Annotated in this window: 12 protein-coding genes; 7 read left to right on the top strand and 5 right to left on the bottom strand. The window is 61.8% G+C overall.

Going from position 1 to position 18,202, the window contains the following annotated elements:
* Positions 1 to 17 precede the first annotated feature (17 nt).
* Both RFN28_RS10535 and RFN28_RS10530 read left to right on the top strand, forming a co-directional pair.
* Positions 18 to 3,140: an efflux RND transporter permease subunit gene (locus RFN28_RS10535; protein WP_320287275.1), complete on the top strand. Its 3,123-nt coding sequence runs from the start codon at positions 18 to 20 to the stop codon at positions 3,138 to 3,140.
* Between the two features lie 266 nt (positions 3,141 to 3,406).
* Positions 3,407 to 4,201 (top strand): undecaprenyl-diphosphate phosphatase, encoded by a 795-nt coding sequence (locus RFN28_RS10530; RefSeq protein ID WP_320287274.1) that lies wholly within the window; start codon positions 3,407 to 3,409, stop codon positions 4,199 to 4,201.
* A 161-nt stretch (positions 4,202 to 4,362) separates the two neighbouring features.
* Here the strand turns inward: RFN28_RS10530 and uppS are convergent, their stop codons facing one another.
* Together uppS and RFN28_RS10520 are read right to left on the bottom strand one after the other, a co-directional pair.
* A complete protein-coding gene (gene uppS, locus RFN28_RS10525; RefSeq protein ID WP_320287273.1) occupies positions 4,363 to 5,136 on the bottom strand; it encodes a polyprenyl diphosphate synthase in 774 nt (257 codons plus the stop codon).
* 309 nt (positions 5,137 to 5,445) lie between these two features.
* A complete protein-coding gene (locus RFN28_RS10520; RefSeq protein WP_320287272.1) occupies positions 5,446 to 6,411 on the bottom strand; it encodes a diacylglycerol/lipid kinase family protein in 966 nt (321 codons plus the stop codon).
* A 175-nt stretch (positions 6,412 to 6,586) separates the two neighbouring features.
* Between RFN28_RS10520 and RFN28_RS10515 the strand changes: the two genes are divergently transcribed.
* Complete coding sequence (locus RFN28_RS10515) at positions 6,587 to 8,101, top strand: LssY C-terminal domain-containing protein (protein WP_320287271.1); 1,515 nt, start codon at positions 6,587 to 6,589, stop codon at positions 8,099 to 8,101.
* A gap of 159 nt (positions 8,102 to 8,260) precedes the next feature.
* On the opposite strand, the gene RFN28_RS10510 is transcribed toward RFN28_RS10515, so the two are convergent.
* Entirely contained in the window at positions 8,261 to 8,722 is a 462-nt protein-coding gene (locus RFN28_RS10510; protein ID WP_320287291.1) for a phasin, read from the bottom strand.
* Positions 8,723 to 9,069: 347 nt separating this feature from the next.
* Between RFN28_RS10510 and RFN28_RS10505 the strand changes: the two genes are divergently transcribed.
* Positions 9,070 to 10,617: a CYTH and CHAD domain-containing protein gene (locus tag RFN28_RS10505; protein WP_320287270.1), complete on the top strand. Its 1,548-nt coding sequence runs from the start codon at positions 9,070 to 9,072 to the stop codon at positions 10,615 to 10,617.
* Between the two features lie 113 nt (positions 10,618 to 10,730).
* On the opposite strand, the gene RFN28_RS10500 is transcribed toward RFN28_RS10505, so the two are convergent.
* Positions 10,731 to 12,587, bottom strand: coding sequence for a phospholipase D-like domain-containing protein (locus tag RFN28_RS10500; RefSeq protein WP_320287269.1), 1,857 nt, complete (start codon positions 12,585 to 12,587; stop codon positions 10,731 to 10,733).
* Positions 12,588 to 13,337: 750 nt separating this feature from the next.
* Between RFN28_RS10500 and RFN28_RS10495 the strand changes: the two genes are divergently transcribed.
* On the top strand, positions 13,338 to 13,934 hold the full coding sequence (locus RFN28_RS10495; protein ID WP_320287268.1) for a PIN domain-containing protein: 597 nt from the start codon (positions 13,338 to 13,340) through the stop codon (positions 13,932 to 13,934).
* Here RFN28_RS10495 and RFN28_RS10490 read toward each other — a convergent pair.
* Positions 13,911 to 14,909 carry a hypothetical protein gene (locus tag RFN28_RS10490; RefSeq protein WP_320287267.1) on the bottom strand — a complete coding sequence of 333 codons (999 nt, stop codon included), beginning with the start codon at positions 14,907 to 14,909 and terminating at the stop codon, positions 13,911 to 13,913. The two genes, RFN28_RS10495 and RFN28_RS10490, sit on opposite strands and share 24 nt — an antisense overlap.
* 561 nt (positions 14,910 to 15,470) lie before the next feature.
* Here RFN28_RS10490 and RFN28_RS10485 point away from each other — a divergent pair.
* Together RFN28_RS10485 and RFN28_RS10480 are read left to right on the top strand one after the other, a co-directional pair.
* On the top strand, positions 15,471 to 17,429 hold the full coding sequence (locus tag RFN28_RS10485; protein WP_320287266.1) for an AAA family ATPase: 1,959 nt from the start codon (positions 15,471 to 15,473) through the stop codon (positions 17,427 to 17,429).
* 56 nt (positions 17,430 to 17,485) lie between these two features.
* A complete protein-coding gene (locus RFN28_RS10480; protein ID WP_320287265.1) occupies positions 17,486 to 18,163 on the top strand; it encodes a hypothetical protein in 678 nt (225 codons plus the stop codon).
* Positions 18,164 to 18,202 lie beyond the last annotated feature (39 nt).

Here is an 18,202-nt window from a genome sequence, read left to right as displayed (position 1 = left end):
ACCTGCGCGCCCCGATCATGTTGAACTCCATCATTCGCTTTGCCGTCCGCTTCCGCGGCGTGGTCATCGCGCTGGCCTGCCTGCTGGCTGGCTACGGCATCTATACGCTAACCAAGGCCCGCCAGGATGTCTTTCCCGAGTTCGCGCCGCCGTTGGCAGTGATCCAGACCGATGCGCCCGGCCTGACATCGGAGCAGGTCGAGGCGCTTGTCACCCAGCCTGTGGAGAACGCGATGGGCGGTACGCTCGGCCTCGACAGCATGCGCTCGAAGTCGCTGCAGGGGCTATCCATGGTGACGCTCACCTTCCAGGATGGCACCGATATCTACAGGGCGCGGCAGCTGGCGGTCGAACGGCTGAACGCACTAGTCGGCACGTTACCGCTCGGCGTCAAACCGCCATCCCTGCTGCCGCTTACGTCCTCGACCAACGTGACCCTGGTGGCTGGCCTGACTTCCGATCGGCTTTCGCTGATGGACCTTCGCACTCTGGCGGACTGGACGGTCAAGCCGCAGCTGCTGCGCGTGCCTGGAGTCGCCGACGTGATCGTCTTCGGCGGCGACATCAAGCAGTTCCAGGTCCAGGCGGACCCGCAGAAGCTGGTGCAGTACGGCGTGGCGTTGCAGGATCTGCTGACCGTCGCGCAGCGCGCGACGGTCAGCAGTCGTGGCGCCGGCTATGTCGAGAATGCCAACCAGCGCATCGTGCTGAGCACCGAAGGTCAGACCCTTACGCCGGAACAACTGGCGCAGGTGGTGCTCCGCTACCAGAACGGTGTCGCTCTGCGTTTGGGCGACGTCGCCAAGGTCGCTATCGGGCCAGCGCCGGCTGTCGGCGCGGCCTCCGTCGATGGCAAGCCTGCCGTCTCGCTGATGGTGGAGAGCCAGTACGGCGCCGACATGATGTCGGTGTCGCACAGCGTTGAACAGGTGCTGAGCGAGCTGCAGCCAGTGCTGGCAGGACAGCAGGTAACGCTGCACCCGGACATCTTTCGGCCGGCCCGTTTCATCGAAACCGCCATCGGCCATCTGCGCACCGCACTGATCCTCGGCGGCGTGCTGGTGATCGGCGTGCTGTTCCTGTTCCTCCTCAACGTGCGCACCGCAATCATCTCCGCCACCGCGATCCCGCTATCGCTGCTGACAGCCGTGATCCTGCTGGCCCACTTCGGTGTGAGCCTGAACACCATGACGCTTGGAGGGTTGGCGATCGCGCTCGGCGAGGTTGTCGACGACGCGGTCGTCGACGTCGAGAACATCTTCCGCCGCCTGCGCCAGAACCAACAGCTGGCCCATCCGCTGCCGCCGGCACAGGTCGTATTGCTCGCCTCGCTCGAGGTACGAAGCGCCGTGGTCTACGCGACGCTGGTCGTCGCGCTGGTGTTCCTGCCCGTAATGTCGCTGTCCGGCATCGCCGGGAAGCTGTTCGCGCCGTTGGGTGTCGCCTACATCCTGGCAATCCTGGCCTCGCTGGTCGTGGCGTTGACAGTGACGCCGGCGCTCGCATTCCTGCTGCTGACGGGCAAGCCTCTCAAGGAGCAGGAACCCAGGCTGGTGCAAGCGCTGAAGGCGCGTTACCTGGCAGTTCTTGCCGCTATCGAGTCGCGCTACCGACTGATCATTGCGACGATCGGAGTGCTTTGCGTCGCAGCACTCGGCGCGCTGCCGTTTTTCGGCGGCAATTTCATTCCGGACCTGAAGGAAGGCCACTACCTCGTGCATATGGCACTGGCCCCCGGCTCGTCGCTGGCCGAGTCCATGCGTGTCGGCAACGAGGTGACGGCGCAGCTGAGCCAGGTTCCCGGCGTGCGCCTGGTGGCGCAGCGTGCCGGCCGGGCCAACGAAGTGGTCGATCCCACGGGCGTCAATATCAGTGAGTTCGAGGTCGACTTGAAGCCACTGTCGCCGGCCGAACACCGGCGCGCGTTGGTCGATATTCAACAGACGTTGGCCAGCTTCCCCGGGCTCATCACATCGGTCAACACCTTCCTGGCCGAGCGCATCGACGAGAGCATTTCAGGCGTGACCGCGCCGGTGGTGATCAACGTCTTTGGCCAGAACCTGGATGTCATCGACAGCAAGGCCAGTGAGATCGCTCAAGTGGTCGGCACCATCCCAGGTGCGATCGGCGTGCGGGTCGAAGCGGCGCAGTACCTGCCGCAACTGACGATGCGACTCAAGCCGGAGCAGTTGACCCTCTGGGGCTTCACCCCGGTCGACGTGCTGGAGGCGATCCAGACTGCATATGAGGGGATAACCGCCAGCCAGGTCTACGTGGGCAACCAGGCCTACGACGTCAACGTGTCATTGACTCCCGCGGCACACCAGGACTTGGCGGCCGTAGGCTCGTTGTTGGTGCGCAGCCCGGCGGGCGTGACGGTGCCGCTCAGAGAGCTCGCCGATATCAGCCAGACCACCAGCCGCTACCAGATCCTGCATAGTGACGGCCAGCGTCTGCAAACGGTGACGTCAGGGGTGCACGGTCGCGCGGTAAGCGATTTCGTCAAGGAAGCGCAAGAGCGCATCGGTAGGGAAGTCAGCCTGCCCAAAGGCACCTACCTGATGTTTGCCGGCGAGGAGCAGGCGCGCGCGCAATCGCAGCAGGACCTGCTGATCTATACCGTGGCTGCCAATGTCGGCATCGTGCTGCTGTTATTCCTGGCGCTGAAGAGCACGAGGGCACTGCTTCTCGTGCTGGTCAACCTGCCATTCGCCCTGGTCGGCGGAGTGTTGACAGTGCTGGCCAGCGGCGGAGACCTGTCGCTCGGATCGCTGGTCGGCTTTGTCACGCTGTTCGGCATCACGCTGCGCAACTCGATCATGCTCATCTCGCACTATGAGCATCTCGTGAACGAGGAAGGATTGGAGTGGTGCCCGGAAGCCGCCCGCAGGGGCGCCGCCGAACGGCTTGTGCCGATTCTGATGACGGCTGTGGTTACAGCGCTCGGCCTGTTGCCTCTGGCCTGGGCCAGCGACGCGGCCGGAAACGAGATCGAGGGGCCAATGGCGATCGTGATCCTCGGCGGGTTGGTGACCTCTACCCTGCTTAACCTGTTGGTCCTGCCGACGATGGCCTTGCATTTCGGTCGCTTCCGCCAACGGGCTGAGGAGTTTGCCCGTGATGCGGAGCTAGTGGCGTAGCCGCCATCGGCCATGCCGAACCTGTCTGGGCGCACCTCACCAGCGGGCCAGGCCTTGCACCGAGCGAAAGATACGATGGAGTACGCAAAAACGGCAGCACTCCCGTCCCTGGGCTACGATCCCAAGCTAAGCTACGGGCTGTTTCTGGCTTTCTGTGTTTAGGTAAAGTTTTGTAAAGTCCGAACTGGGCCCGCTTTTTCTACCTACAAAAACCGAAGCGGTCTCTCATAACTTCGCCCTCAATGCCGACCCGACCGGAGGCCGCTTTGGACTACATCAACGCAATCGCCCTTGGCGTCATCGAGGGGATCACCGAGTTTCTACCGATCTCCAGCACCGGCCATCTTCTCATCGCCGAGCACTGGCTCGGAGAACGTTCGGATACCTTCAACATTGTTATCCAGGCAGGCGCGATTTTGGCGGTCACGATCATCTACTGGCCGCGACTCGTGTCGCTGGTGATCGGTTGGCGACAACCAGAAAACCGAGCATATGCCGGCAAACTTATTGTTGCTTTCCTGATTACCGCCGTTCTCGGCTTCATCGCCAAGAAACTCGGCTTCGCACTGCCGGACAATCTGGCGCCGATTGCCTGGGCGTTGATCATCGGCGGCTTCTGGATAATCGCCGCGGAGTGGATTGCGGCGCGGCAGCGCGACCGCACCAAAGTAAGCTGGACCGTCGCCATCGTGGTCGGATTGGCCCAGATCGTTGCTGGCATTTTTCCCGGTACCTCACGTTCGGCTGCATCCATCTTCGCCGCGATGCTGGCGGGCACCAGCAACCGCGCCGCAGCGACCGAATTCGCCTTTCTTGTTGGCATTCCGACCATGTACGCGGCCAGCGCCTACCAACTATACAGCGAGTTCAAGCGGGGTGCTGGGCATGAGGATTGGGGCGCTCTCGGGATCGCGTTTGTCGTTTCCACCGTGACGGCGTTCATCGCTGTCAAATGGCTCCTCGGCTATATCCAATCGCACCGGTTCACGGTGTTCGCAATCTACCGTATAATTTTTGGTGTGGCGTTGTTGGGAATGGCAGCTCTTGGCTGGGTTTCCTGATCGGGGAAAAGGGCTGTTCTGCCGCTCTGTCCGGCTTCAGGACTGCAAGTGTATTGGTGAGCGCCTGCGTTGGTTCCATTCAGCGCATTGCTCGCAAGCGAATCCGATAAAGAGCAGTCGAGCGCCGGCATCCATGTCGGGGCCGGGGAACGCGCGAAATCCTATTTTCCGAAACGGCGGCGGCGGCGCTGATAGGCGCGAACGGCGCGGAGAAAATCGAGTTTGCGGAACTCCGGCCAGTTCACGTCTGAAAAATAAAGCTCGCTGCTGGCGCTTTGCCAAAGGAGAAAGCCGGAAAGGCGGACCTCGCCGCTTGTGCGGATAATGAGATCGAGATCGGGCAGGCCGGCGGTATAAAGGTATTCGTCTATCGCCGCTGGGCTCAGCTCGTCGAGGATCGTATCGAGATCGACCCCCTGCTGGCGCTTTTGGCGGACGAGGTTGCGGACGGCATCGACGATTTCCTCGCGTCCACCATAAGCGATTGCGATCGTCACGGTGAGCGCCTCGTTCCCGGCGGTTCGTTCCGTCGCCTCACGGATCACGTCGGCTGTCGAAACCGGCAGAAGGTCGAGCCGGCCCGCGGCCCTGAGCCGGACTCCGCGGCTCAGGATCGAGGGATCCTCGGCCAGCGCGGCGATCTTCTTCTCGACGGCGGCCATGATGGCGGAGACCTCGGCCGGCGGCCGGCGCATATTGTCGATCGAAAATACCCAGAGCGTGACAGCGCGGATTTCAAGGTCGATGCACCAGGCAAGAACGTCGTCGAGCTTTTCAGCTCCTAGCTCGTATGCCGCGCGAGGGTCGCTGTAGCCACGTTCGCGGGCGAAGCGGCGATTACCGTCAAGAATGATGCCGACGTGATGCGGTGCGGGGTGCTGCCGGACCTGATGCCGCAGCAAGCGTTCGTAAAGCCAATAAAGAAGCCGCATCATGGGCTGGCCGGCTCGCCTTGGCGCACGAGCACTTCCCGGCGCTCTGCGCCATGTCTCGCCACAGATTTGGGAACACGTCAACCTTATCGGCACCTACAACTTGAATGGCAAGTCAAAGCTGCCGACAGGAACGTTCCGGCCATTGCGCATTCCTCGGTCCACTTTCCTTGCCGCATGACCCGAAGGTTTGCTGTTCGTTAACGGATTCCGGACCCCTACGCATTACTCAATGACCCCTCTGCCGACATAGAGTGTCGGTCCATTTGCTCGCCTACAGCCAGCAAAGGCGGCATGGTCAGCGCCTGCTCGTCAGATCGCGGCAGCGGACCTCATCAACTTGGGAGCGAGAACCCGCAACGACCGCGGCCGTATCCGATAATGCAACGGCGGTATTGCCTCGACGGTCTCGCCGTCTATCGCAATGCGCAGGTGTCGTCGGCGCGCTTTGACCTCCAGACTTTGAACTCGGAAGAGTTCGACATCGCGGACTGGGTCGATCAACCCGAGCGCGGCCTTGAACGGCAGCAGCGCAAGCCCCAGCCAGGACTGCTGCTTCACGACGTAGACGCATAGCTCTCCCGACGTAAGGTTGCCGCGGTGGCCGAGCGCGCGCAGATCGTAGAAATTGTTGCCGACGAACACGCAAAGCGTCTTCTGGCTTCGCTCGTTGCCAATAGAAATCCTCACCCTCTTCCACGATGAAGCCTTGAGCGTACGGATAAGCGCCGGGCCGAGCGCGGCAAGCTTTCCGATCCCCAGCCGCTTCTGCTCGGCGGTCCGTTCGGCGACAAGAAACGGATAGATGCCGATGGATGAGTTGTTGAGGAAGACCCGGCCGTTCACCTCCGCAACGTCGATCTGCTCGACATGGTCCGCGGCAATTACGTCCATGGCCACCTCCAGATCATTTGACAAGCCAAGATCCCTGGCGAAGTGATTGAGGGTACCAAGCGGCAGAACGCCCAGCACGACATCCGTTCCCGCGACGGCCGAGGCCACGGAACCGAGTGTGCCGTCGCCGCCGCCGACCACGAGGGTCTTTGGTTTATCGCCGGATGATTTCGTCATGACGAACCCGTGGGCCATCTCCACGATCTCCTGGCCCTCCGCAAGTCGCACCTCGGCTTCGATGCCACGCGCCTGAAACCCGTTTCGAACAAATGCTTCGACATCGTAGTTGGCGCGTTGAATTGTGCCGGCGCGTGCATTGAGGAGAACCAGAACTGTCATACATGCGCCATTTGTGGGAGTGAGAAGGTCCGCCAGACCAACCATGCGGCCAGCTGCCAAATCTCGACGAATCCGTCCGCAGAAATGTAAAGCCCTCGGTTCGGCTGGCGTGTTGCCCGCAGCGTTGGTGTGACGGCAATCGACATGCTAGCCTAAAGGTTCGCCGCAAACACCAAGTTGTTCCGGCGAATTGCAGGGGAGTGGCGGCTGGATGTGGCGCTTGGCGAGCTCACTGCTGCAGTCCATTGTCGAAGCCATACGGCGTAATCCGGAACTTGAGCGCCACATCGCATCCCACCCAAGGTTCTGGGGCTGGCTTGCCAGGCGGTTCAACCGTTCCGATCTATTGGGCCTGCGCCTGACGGTTGGCGCAGCGCTGGCATCGGTCTTCCTGTTCTTTTTCCTCTCGGTTGTTCAGGACTTGATCGCCAACGAGGCCGTCGTTCTCGCGGATTTGCGTCTGCTGTCCGTGGTTCAAATGTATCGCACGCCCGGCCTGAACAGACTGATGCTTTTCCTGACCTATTTGGGGAACTGGCAGATCGTCACGGCAGGCGCCGGCCTGTTGGTCCTATATCTTGCGCTCACGCGCCGACGGCTTTGGATCCTGGCGCTACTCATCTCGATCGGTGGCGGCGAGATTCTGGTCCAGTTGGGAAAGGTGGGTTTTGCCCGCCCCCGCCCAGATCTCATCAACGCGTTGATCCCGGCCAAAGGCGCGAGCTTTCCGAGCGGTCACGCCTTCGTGGCAATATGTTTCTATGGACTGGTCGGGTGGTTCGCGATCGATCGGGTGAAGACCTGGACAGCGAAGGCCGCAATCGCGGTCATGACGACAGCCATCGTGGCGGCCGTCGGGTTTTCCCGGATCTATCTCGGAGTCCACTGGCCATCCGACGTGATTGCGAGTTTTGGCCTCGGCGCGGCCTGGCTCACAGCAACAATCACCTTCTTCAGTGTTGCGAGGGCGTCCGCCGGAGACACGATTTCGAGCCCTACGCCTGCCTTGTCCAGAGCTGCGGCGGTGTGCCTCTTCGTAGCCTGGGCTGGCATCGTAGGCGCGTTCGACTACACACACCCGCTTGTCGACAAGCGGCGGCCCAGAAACGCGCCGGTCGACCTGGCGGAAAACAACTTCCCGACGTCGATGTTCGCCTTGGCGCCACGCTTCAGCGAGGACATAACCGGCAAGTCGATGGAGCCGATCAACGTCATCCTGATAGGAAGCGAGGTTGACTTGGCGAAAGCCTTTGCTCAGGCCGGATGGGAATCGACGGACAAGATTTCGTTCGCAAGCATCTGGCGCCTGCTAGGCGCGGAGTTACGCAACCAGCCTTCTCCACGCGCACCGGGGCTTCCAACGTTCTGGCACGGACAGCCCAACCAGCGGGGCTTCCAATATGTGGATCCCGGCGGCTCGGTGCGGGAGCGGCACCACATTCATGTTTGGGACACTGACTTTCGGGTTTCCGGTAGTCCGGTTTGGCTCGGCACCGTCCACTTCGACAAGGAAGCCAGGTCCGCAAGCGGGAGAGGCCTGCTGATCCATCAGGTGGACCCGGACATAGACAAGGAGCGGGAGGCATTGCGCGCTGTCCTCCTTCGGTCGAAATGCGTCGGGAAGATGGATGATGCAGTCGTGACCCAGCCGATGACGGGCAAGAATGAAATAGGCAATCCATTCTTTACCGACGGCAAGACCATCGTCGCTTTGCTGAATTGCGGCGCGCAGTGATCGCAAGGCAGCGCCCCAAGGCGCCGCTGGTGACCGATGGACCAGCTGGCCTTGGCCGGGTAGGCCCGCCGAATGGAAGAAGACCGGCGCGAGGTGCCGGTCTTGATTATCGTAGCGAGCAGAGAGGTGCTGACCTCCGGTCTCGGATTGCTTGAGCAATCAAGCGGCCTTGAGGTCCTTCAAAGCCTTCTCGAAGGCATCCTTGATCGGCTTGGATGCATCCTCGCCAGCTCTCAACATCACCCCCTGCAGGATCTTGGCCTGCTCGATGGAAACGTCAATCTGCTTGTTCACGAAAGCGGCCTGCAGTTCGAAGAACTCGGCCGGCGACTTCACGGCAACCAGCGCTTCGAGGTGCGCGAAGCCGGCTTCGGCATTGGCTCGCAGAGCGGCAATCGTCTTCAGTGACACCTCGTTGCGGGTGGTCTTGGCAATTTCAAGTGTCGACTCAAAAGCCTTTTGAGTGGTTTCGGAGTCCGATTGCAATTTGGAAAATGCTTCCTTCGCCTGCTCGACGCCCTGTTCGGCGACAGCGCGAACCTGCTCGGCAGCCTCGGACGGGTCGAAGGTAGCAGATTCGACGTTTTCGATCGTTTCGGTCTTGCCGGGGATCTTGGCCATTTTTCCATCCTTTTCCAAAAAGTAGTCTCGAAAACAAAGCCCCTCCTTCGTGTACGAAACCGTCGCAACGGATTTGTGAAGCCGACATGAATTTGCGGGAGCGGGCTGCGCGAATAGCGAGAGCATGACGGCGCTTCAGACGATCCCGGCGAGATGCAGGAAGGCGCCAGCTAAGACGGCGCGCCGCGAAGTACAGCGAATTGAGCCGATCTTCCGAGTAACCCAACCGTGACACTGCAACTGCCGGTCGCGCAGCACGCTGCGGCTTCACAAGTCGCACCCAAGGTCGGTTGTGGGTCTGTGCCGGATGGGTTAGGACTGGAATCGAACCGGCACAAATCCGTCACATGAGCGAAGTCGAGCTGAAATTCATCCTCGACGAAGCGTCGCCCAGCGAGTTCTGGGCGCGCGTCAAGGCGTCGAAGCTGGCTAAAGGCAGCCCAACGACGAAAACGCTGAGAAGCATCTATCTGGACACTCCCGAACACGCGCTGAAGAAGGCAGGGATAGCGTTGAGACTCAGGCGCGACGGGCGGCGCTGGGTCCAGACCGTCAAGACCAGGGCAGAACTGCACGGTGGCCTTTCGCAGGTCGGTGAGGTGGAAAACCCGGCACCGGGCGGTCGGGCGTGCCTTGAAGCAATTCCCGATGCCTCGGTGCGCGAGGAGGTCCTTCAATGCATCAACGGCGCTCCGCTTCAGCCCGTCTGTGAGACGGTGATCAAGCGTTCGGCCAGCGAACTGTCCCTTGCGGACGGCACCCGCGCGGAACTGGCCGTCGATGTCGGCCAGATTCTGGCCGGGGGGCGCTCGGCCGACCTGAGCGAAGTGGAGATCGAGCTCCTTGAAGGCAGCCCGGCAGGATTGTTCGAGATCGCGCATGTGCTGTTTCCCGATGGAGGACTGAGGTTCTCGCGGCTTTCCAAGGCGGCGCGTGGCTATCTTCTTGCGGAAGAGGGACGGGTCGACCCGCCCCTGGCGCCTCGAAATGCCGAGGATATTGCGATCGATACGGATGAGATCGCCGAGCATGCGGCGCGCGACATTCTGCGCGAGTGCCTGGATCAGATCGCCACGAATGTCGTGGTGGTCCGAAAGCTGGATGATTCCGAGGGACCGCATCAGTTGCGGATTGGCCTGCGCCGCCTACGCAGCGTGTTCTCCGTCTACGCTCCGGTGCTGGAGAGCCCGGAAATGGGACGGCTCAACGACGAAGCACGCTGGCTTGGCCAGGAGGTCGGCAGGCTCAGGGATCTCGATGTGGTGGCGAACGACATCGTGCAGAGGGAGGCCGGAGCCCATCCGGATGAACCAGGTCTTGCCGCGCTTTCCAGCACGCTCTCACGGCAGGCAACGCAAGTGCGTCAGCGCCTTCGCGAGCTGCTTGCCGGGGCGCGTGTGCAGGCGTTCCTCATCGATCTGACGCGATTCGTGGAGACACGCGGCTGGCTCGTTTCGCAGGATTTCGACCAGACCGCGCGGCTTGCAGAGCCGGTCACTCAGCTGGCCGGCCAGGCGCTCGGCAAGCGCTGGAAGCGGGTCCGCAAGCGCGCACGCGGGATTGAGACGCTTGACGCAGAGCAGCGCCACGAATTGCGCAAGGAGCTCAAGAAACTGCGCTATGCGGTCGAATTCTTCTCTTCGCTCTACCCGGCAAAGCGTGTCGCTCCGTTCCTGAAGCGCCTGAAGAAACTTCAGACGGTCCTTGGGGACTTGAACGATGCCGCGACAGTCAAAACAGTGCTGCCGGGAACGGATGCCGCGGCCGGCGATCCGGCCGCGCAGCGTGCCATTGGCTGGACGATCGGAGCGAGCCAGGCGCGCGCCGACCATGGCTGGGGCGGCGCAAAGGCCCTTTGGCGAAAGCTAGAAGAGACCCGCCCGTTCTGGAAGTGAGCGCGAGGAAGGCAAAGCGGCGCGATGCCAGGGTCCGCTTTTTGGCGCGTTGCTGACTGGCAGTTTGGGGGCCGTCAGCCGCAGCCCCAGCGCGACCAGTTCGCGCTTTCCCTTTATGATGGCATCACTCCATGGCAGGGCTTGCCGCAAAACATCTCGCGGTCACGGCTGTGCAGGTCGTTCGGATCGAAATACTTGTCGGCCCATTTGCCGTCGGTGCCAAGAAACCACTCGGCTTGGACGGCGGCCGTACGCTTGTCGGCGGGCGGCTCTTCGGCCTTGGCTTCCGCCCCTTTGCCTTTCCGCGCCCTAGCGGTCTGGTCCAGGAAATTGAAGTGGTCGATCAGCAGCACGGCCTCGATGGTAAAGGCGGTGACAATCTCGTCGTCGTGGATGCAGAGCAGATTATCACCGTTCACGTGCTCGGCGGCCAAGGCCAGGTTGGACGAGCCGCAATAGACCACGGGGTCGTCCCCGCCAAACCCGCACACCACGAACTTGTGGTGAATCTGATGGGCTTCCGCCGAGAGGATATTTGGGACCTGATCGAAGGGCGGCGGCAACTGGGTATATTTCGGTTTGCCCGTAACTAGCACCCCGTGCTTTTCGCCGACTGGATAGAACGTAATACCACTCGGATTATCGGAGATGCCGTAGCTAAAGAGCCGCGTGTCTTCGTGCAGGGCGGTAAGCTTCTCGTAGACGGGATTGGGCGACGTGCTCGTGGTCGTCATTACGGCGAAGAAAACGTTGCCGCCCTTCTCTGCTTCAGAATCGCATCGCTTGACGATCTCGTCGAGGCGCGCCGCAGCGGCGTCCTGTGGTCGGGGTGAAAACGTCAAGTCGAACGCCGGCACGCCGTCTTTTTTCGGGAATGAGAAGGTTCGCTTGGCGAAGTCGCTCGCAGTGAACTTCGGTGTTTTGACGTCGTCGTCCCACGCCTCCTGAAAGAGCCCGGCATAGAGCTGAGCGACGTCCGGGTTGTCAAAGACGACTACATGGTTGGCGTTCACATAGAGGCCGGTCACCGAGAAGTTGGTTGAGCCGGTGAGAACGCTCTGCGCCTTGTCGCCCTTGTAGACGACGAAGACCTTGTCATGGGCATAGCGGCCGAACCGGCCGCGCTTGATGGCGCCGCTTCCCGCTGCCTTGATGAAAAGTTGCTCGAATTCGTCTTCCGGTTTGGGGTCGGCAGCATCGTGATGTAGGTCCGCGTTGTCGAGGATAATCCGCACCTTGCCCGCCTCGCCGAGCTTGAGAAGCAAGCGGACCACGTCGGGCTCATTAAGGTCGTAGCAGAAAACATCGATCTTCGCATCGGCGGCCTTGTCGACGGAATTCAAGATATCGAAGACCCGGCTTCGCGCCGTGAAGCCCAGCCACCGGTATTGCTGCTCGTAGGTATAGGGTTTGCCTTGCGGGTCTTTGCCCGCCAGCTTGCCCGTGTCGTAGTCCAGCGGGCCGTTGCTGGGGCGGGTGGGAAGCTTCGGGCCGAAATGATGGACGAAGGCCTGGCTCTGCACGAAACCGCGCGTGAAGCCAAGCTTGACGGCGCCTTCATCGAACGGGCGGAGCGGTACGGTGACCTTGGCGCTTTGGGCCGGGTCCAGCGCGGTCATGTGCTGGTTGCCATCAAAATATCGCGGGGTCACCGTGTAGGTGTAATCGCCGTAAGGTGGCTCCAGCCCCTGATGATCGAGGCCGGGGACGTGGACCCAGCGGAACTTGTGGATCGGTGCATTTGCGGTGGAATAGGCTGGTTCGCCCTGCAGTTGCGCATGCGCGCTCGGGTCTTTGAACTGAAGGTCGTTCCAGAGGAAGTAGGGCTGCTTCCCCGGCGGTGTTACCTGAATAGTGAAGCCGGCGAGGTTGTCGGGCTTTGCCTTGAAGGTGAAGGCGAGCATGATCTTTGCGTCGCCCGGATAACCCACCAATGCAAATCCACCATTAACATCCTGGATCTTCGGCATAGTTCCCTCCCTGCTTCATCCGTCGTTTGTCAAATAGACATCGGCTTTGTGACATACGGGTGAAATACGCAGGAGTAGCAATCGTTTTGTTATGTGTGTGTAACGCAACTATCGCAGGTATAAGGCGTATTATGAGCGAACTACCGCCGATGATGCCACGATTTTGGCCGGAACCTATCCGCGGCCACGCCAATCGACAGCTCGGACGTCGTGACATAGCCATCGCCTCGCCGCCACGCAGCCTCCACTTTGGCAACGTCAACCCACACGACTATATCGGGCTCTGCACCTTCCCAGTCCTCACGGAAGCGCGATTGGTGCCATTGAACGATCACCGGGCTGCCGTTTCTATTCAGGAAAACATTTCCCGAAACCGGACAACGGCACGTCACTGCTTGCCCGCTTTTCCGGCAGTTCCTACACGCCCCCCGCTCAGGAGCAATTCCTTCGCCTCGGGCGACCAGCGGCTTCTCGCAAGGGTCAGTTGGAAGCTGCGGTTGTGGTCGACGATCGTCTGCGGCCCAAGATTGGCGGCGGCTTCGAGGAGCTCCGCGAACCTCTCCTGCGCATCGGCGACCGGCCAGGCGTTCGATTCGGTGCCCGCAGGCTTTGAGCCTCTCTTTTTTCCGGGACTTTTGCCCATGCCGAATCCTTTCTACGCACAGGGCGACTATGCTTAACGATTTGCCGGTGCCTCTCGCCTACGTTCGCGCCGCACGATCACACTGACACAGTAACAGGATGCCAGCGGTGAGCCCACTCCCGAGAATTTATGTCCTTGACACGAACGTAGTAAGCGAACTCATCAAAAAAAGACCACATCCCAGCGTTGTCCGCTGGATAGCGGAAACGGACACCTCGCTCGCAATCCCGTTTGGTTGCGTGATCGAGATTCAGCGAGGGATTACGATGCTTCAGGCACGGGACGTCGCCAGATCCCTTGAACTGCAGTCCTGGCTCGACCGCCTTCTGGTGTCGGACATGGCGTTCCTCCCCATGGATGCCGAGACCTCGAAGCTCTACGCCCGAATGACGCTCGTCCCCAGTCTAAAAGACCTCTGGACGAAATCGCCCCAAGCCAAGGACGCGAGAATGCACCAAGACCTGGCGATCGCGGCATCCGCCATCGTTCATCGTGGCGTCGTCGCCACGATGAACACCAAGGACTTTTTGCGGATCAACCGTCATTTCCCGCTGCCAGGACTTTTCGATCCCGCGTCACTCGAGTGGAGCGTCCTTCCAAAAAGCGGGCACCGTCGGCCACAACCGGTGCATCGTTTTGCGGCAACTGCCCGCCCCCGCCATAGGTCGAGCGCTTCGCTTTCACTCTGTCGAGATGCCTTTTGAGGGTTTTGCTCCGACGGCGAACTCGATCGCGGGAACGACGACCGTGACAAGCCAGGCGCCCAGGTCGTTGGCGTCGGGCCATTCCTCGCGCCCGCCAAGCTTGAAGAGAACCCGAGAAACCGCCTCCCACGGGCTTCCGTGCGGGAAGATCGCAGGATGCACTCTCCAGGTTTCGCTGCTTCGGGAGTTCGGCTCGACAAATAGCGCGAGGTTCTCCAGTTCGCTGCGCGCCCGGCGCGCCGGATGCTCCAATTTCGCGACCAGCGCGCCCTTGGCGACGTTCTTCCCTTCGAAGTGCGGCTGGAGGGCAGCCTGGATATCGCCAAGCATCCCCTTGAGCCTCTCCACAAGGATCGGCACCCCGTTCTGGGCCTTCGCCCGGGCCAGCGCTCTCAGCCCGTCGGCTCCGCCAATGTCGGCGGGGTCTGGTTGCGCAGTCTGAGTGTCACCGGAAACCAGAGCCCTGATTTCGCGAACGGTTGGCCGCTTGCCCGCCTTGAGGTCTGCGACTACGGATGCGACGGTTTCGGCCTCCGCTGTCGCCAGCACGTACATGGCGGCGGCAGGCATGCTGCAGTCGACCAGGACCTTCCGGTGGGCACGCAGGTTATTGTGAACGGCGATGTAGTTGCCGGCGCCTCGCCTGGTGAGCCGGCATGCCTGTTTAGACCAACGCTCGAAGACCTCCTGGCTGGGTGCCTTGCCGCGCACTTTCGCGAGCATCTCCCCGCAAGCGAACACCTCGTCGGTCCGCTTCCGGCCGAGCAAAGCGAACATCTCCCGCGCCTCCTCGAACGAGGGCACGGCGGCTTCCGGAATTCCGAGGCTGCCGTAGTCGATCGACTGCTCGTTCGTTTTCGCCGAGCCGGACTGACGCCCATTGCGGCGCCTCTGTCCGGACGCGGCGACGTGTCCTGGTGGCGCGACCTGGTCGATTTCCTGCGCAGTTTCGTTCAGGGCCTTCACACTATCCATCAAGATAACCTCTCCCAACATGCTTGTTGAAACTGCGGCCGGTCAGAACAGAATTGCCACCCCGGCCCGCGTACCAGGTACCGTGACTTACGGCATATTCGTTTAAGCATGCAGGAGAATGGCGGGAAATGTTTTCCCAGTTCCGCAACTATTTATAAGGCAATCCAACGACCACTGATCCCATTGGCTCACGGAACCACGGTACGTGGGGCGGCGTAAAGCTGCCGCGGTTCGAACTCCTTAAGGCAAGCGCTGTCTTTAGGGCAAGCGCTTGACCGCCAGAGCTATGTTCACTATACGTTCTCGCCCATGACCACGCACCAACACCTCGACCTCATACGCTGACCGCCCCTGCGGCCGCCCTTGCGACGGCCGACAACGCATGCGCATGAAACCGAGGACAGTGTCGTGATCCACACCTCCAGGAAATCCGAGACGACGACGAGGCAGGTCCGGCGCGCGCCCATACGCACGGCCATCGGCGTCTGAGCGCGCGCGTCTCTTCTTCAGTTTCCGATTTCTATCACCGTGCTGTGGCACGGTTGCGACCGAGGTGTCGACATGATCCGCTACAAGACCCTGAAGGGTGCCGGGAGCAGCAATGCCAGCACCTTCCGCAACAAGCTGCATCAATCCTTGCCGCGCTTCCTCGCTTACTGCGGGATCATGCGGGCCTTCCGCCCCATCCCACAGTTCCGGCAGCTCAAACCTGTGGTCGTCGGTTTGTTGCTCCCGGCGGGAGCAGATAAGGACATCTATGAAGAGGCCGTCCACTATGCCGCGCATGGCCCTTCCTTCATCTATGGCGGCCTCGACGGCACCGAGATCCTGACAAAGGGCGACCGTTGGACGAAGGTCAAGGAGGCGGAACTTTCCGCGGCGCTCTCGAAGCGGCGGCGCGTCGTCCTGGTAATGGAGAGCGGCGCGGAGATGCCGGATAACTTCCGCCTCGCCGCTGACGGGGTGGTCGAAGTGGGGCCGATCCTGCCGCGGCACGTCATCGCCGGGGCGAGGCTCTGCCTCAAGACGGAGATCATGCCCGAACAGGCCGAGTTCATCGCCATGATGCCCCTGTCCGTCATCGGTGCCACGCTACGCCCGGGCAGGTCCGTCGCTCACGCGATCAAGCTAATGGTGCAGGCCAGTGCGCCGACGGCGGCCAAAGACATTTCTGGCCCGACGCTTGACGACCTCCATGGCCTCGGCGAGGCGGGCGAATGGGGCCGCGAACTGGCGACTGACCTCGCCGACTGGCGGGCTGGAAGGATCGGCTGGGCGGACGTGGATCGCGGCATTCTGGTGTCCGGGCCTCCCGGAACGGGCAAGACCACGTTCGCGGGCGCTCTCGCCCGCACCTGCAACGTCCACCTGGTCCTTGGCTCCCTCGGCCGCTGGCAGGCGAAGGGCCACCTCGGTGACCTTCTGAAGGCCATGCGGGCGGCGTTCGACGACGCAAGAAAGAATGCGCCGTCGATCATCTTCATCGACGAGATCGATGCCGTCGGTGACCGCGAGAAGTTCAACGATCACAACCGACAGTACTGCACGGAGGTGGTGGCCGCGCTGCTCGAGTGCATCGACGGCGCGGAGGGCCGCGAGGGGGTCGTCGTGGTCGGAGCCTGCAACCATCCCCACAGGCTCGATGCCGCGATCGTCCGCGCCGGACGCCTCGACAGGCATGTCCGCATTCCCCTGCCGGACCAGAAGGGCCGCGAAGGAATCCTGCGCTGGCACCTGCAGGGATTGCTTGCCGATGCCGACCTGTCGGAAATCGCCGGGAGAACCGAAGGCTGGAATGGCGCCTCCCTCGAGCAGCTGGTCCGGCAGGCGAGACGGCGGGCAAGGCGGGCTCGCAGCGACATGACGCTCAAGGACCTTGTGTCCGAGCTTCCCGCTTTGGTTCCCATTCCGCCGGAAATGCGCCGCCGGGTGGCCGTCCATGAGACCGGACATGCCATCGTCGCGCTCACGCTCGCGTGCGGAGAACTCGTTTCGGTTTCGGTCGAGAGCACCATCGTCCGGAATCCCGAACTGTTCCAGAACGGCGGCGGGGCCCTTATCAGGGATAAGGGGATCAAGGAACGCACCCAAGCCCAGCTCCTCGACAGCATCGCCGTCAGGCTTGGAGGCATTGCGGCCGAGGAAGTGGTCTTCGGGGAGCGGTCGGCGGGCGGTGGCGGCGGAAGGGGTTCCGACCTCCACACGGCCACGCTTTCGGCGCTGGCGTTCGAGGCATCCTACGGCCTTGGCGAAGGCTTGGCGTACCTCGCACCTGACGACGAAGAGGAACTCTTCTCCGCATTACGGCTCGACCGCCTCCTGCACGTACGTGTCGACAAGACGCTGCTGGAGCAGTTCCAGCGGGCGAAGCGGATCATCGAACGCGAGCGGCTGGAGGTCGACCGCGTCGCCGAGGCCTTGCTCGCCAAGGGGACGCTCGATGCCAGCGAGGTGGTCGAGCTGATTGCACAGCAGCCGCGGCTCAAACTGGTCGACGGTGACGACAGGAAGACAGGATAGATGTTGCGCAGTATGGTCCGGCTTTATGTCGGGCCGCGGGCCATAGAGTGCGGCCTATGCTGCGCGAGCTTTCCTCGCGCCGAGGGTCGCTCGCTTGGGATGGGACGAGTGGCTCAGGTGGCGGCCGGATAAGGATCGAGGGCGGGGAATGGAAGGATATCATTGCACAGGTTCGCCGCACGTCGAAACTCGGCATCCTCGGTGAAGTCCTGGCTGCGGAGACCCTCGTCCGAAACGGGTTTCAGGGCGTTCGCAATCTGAACGACGACGAGCACAACCAGCCGTTTGCAGACCTCCTCGCCGAGAAGGGCGGCATCCGCTATTTCATCGGCGTGAAAGCCCGAAACGAGGAACGCGACGTGGGCGGGCTGAACGAGTCCTACAACTGCGTCCTCGTGCCCGATGCCATCAACAGGCGAATGAAGGACCAGGGCGCGACCGTCGACGACATAACTGCATTGGCGCTCCGCCAGGTTCACTTTCTCGCTGAGCGCTTCGCTGCCATCCCAGCTTGGGTCACGGTCCCGCTGCGCCCGATGCAAGGGACGTACGCCGCCTATTTTGGTCTCCTGAAGGAACTCGGCAACAAGCGCTCCATCCCGATGACGGGAGCGGCGCGAGCCAGCTACACGTGCTTAGTCGACTGGGCGGTGGACGCGCGGATTACGCCCGACCTGTGCAACGCCGTTGGTCGGCGCCCGTCCCGATCTGTCCCGCGACCTACGCTGTTCTGATCCCCAGGCGCTGATAGCCGCAATGAGAAGCTGCGATTG

The sequence above is a fragment of the Mesorhizobium album genome, from assembly GCF_033977205.1.
Taxonomy (GTDB): domain Bacteria; phylum Pseudomonadota; class Alphaproteobacteria; order Rhizobiales; family Rhizobiaceae; genus Mesorhizobium; species Mesorhizobium album.
The sequence above is the reverse complement of the archived record's forward strand: the minus strand, read 5'-3'. Positions and strand labels throughout refer to the sequence as shown.

Coding starts and splice junctions, on each gene's coding strand:
- RFN28_RS10520 (WP_320287272.1), bottom strand. CDS start 6,411: ATGGTTGGTCTGGCGGACCTTCTCACTCCCACAAATGGCGCATGTATG.
- uppS (WP_320287273.1), bottom strand. CDS start 5,136: ATGATGCGGCTTCTTTATTGGCTTTACGAACGCTTGCTGCGGCATCAG.
- RFN28_RS10500 (WP_320287269.1), bottom strand. CDS start 12,587: ATGCCGAAGATCCAGGATGTTAATGGTGGATTTGCATTGGTGGGTTAT.
- RFN28_RS10480 (WP_320287265.1), top strand. CDS start 17,486: ATGCTGCGCGAGCTTTCCTCGCGCCGAGGGTCGCTCGCTTGGGATGGG.
- RFN28_RS10505 (WP_320287270.1), top strand. CDS start 9,070: ATGAGCGAAGTCGAGCTGAAATTCATCCTCGACGAAGCGTCGCCCAGC.
- RFN28_RS10510 (WP_320287291.1), bottom strand. CDS start 8,722: ATGGCCAAGATCCCCGGCAAGACCGAAACGATCGAAAACGTCGAATCT.
- RFN28_RS10490 (WP_320287267.1), bottom strand. CDS start 14,909: ATGGATAGTGTGAAGGCCCTGAACGAAACTGCGCAGGAAATCGACCAG.
- RFN28_RS10485 (WP_320287266.1), top strand. CDS start 15,471: ATGATCCGCTACAAGACCCTGAAGGGTGCCGGGAGCAGCAATGCCAGC.
- RFN28_RS10535 (WP_320287275.1), top strand. CDS start 18: ATGTTGAACTCCATCATTCGCTTTGCCGTCCGCTTCCGCGGCGTGGTC.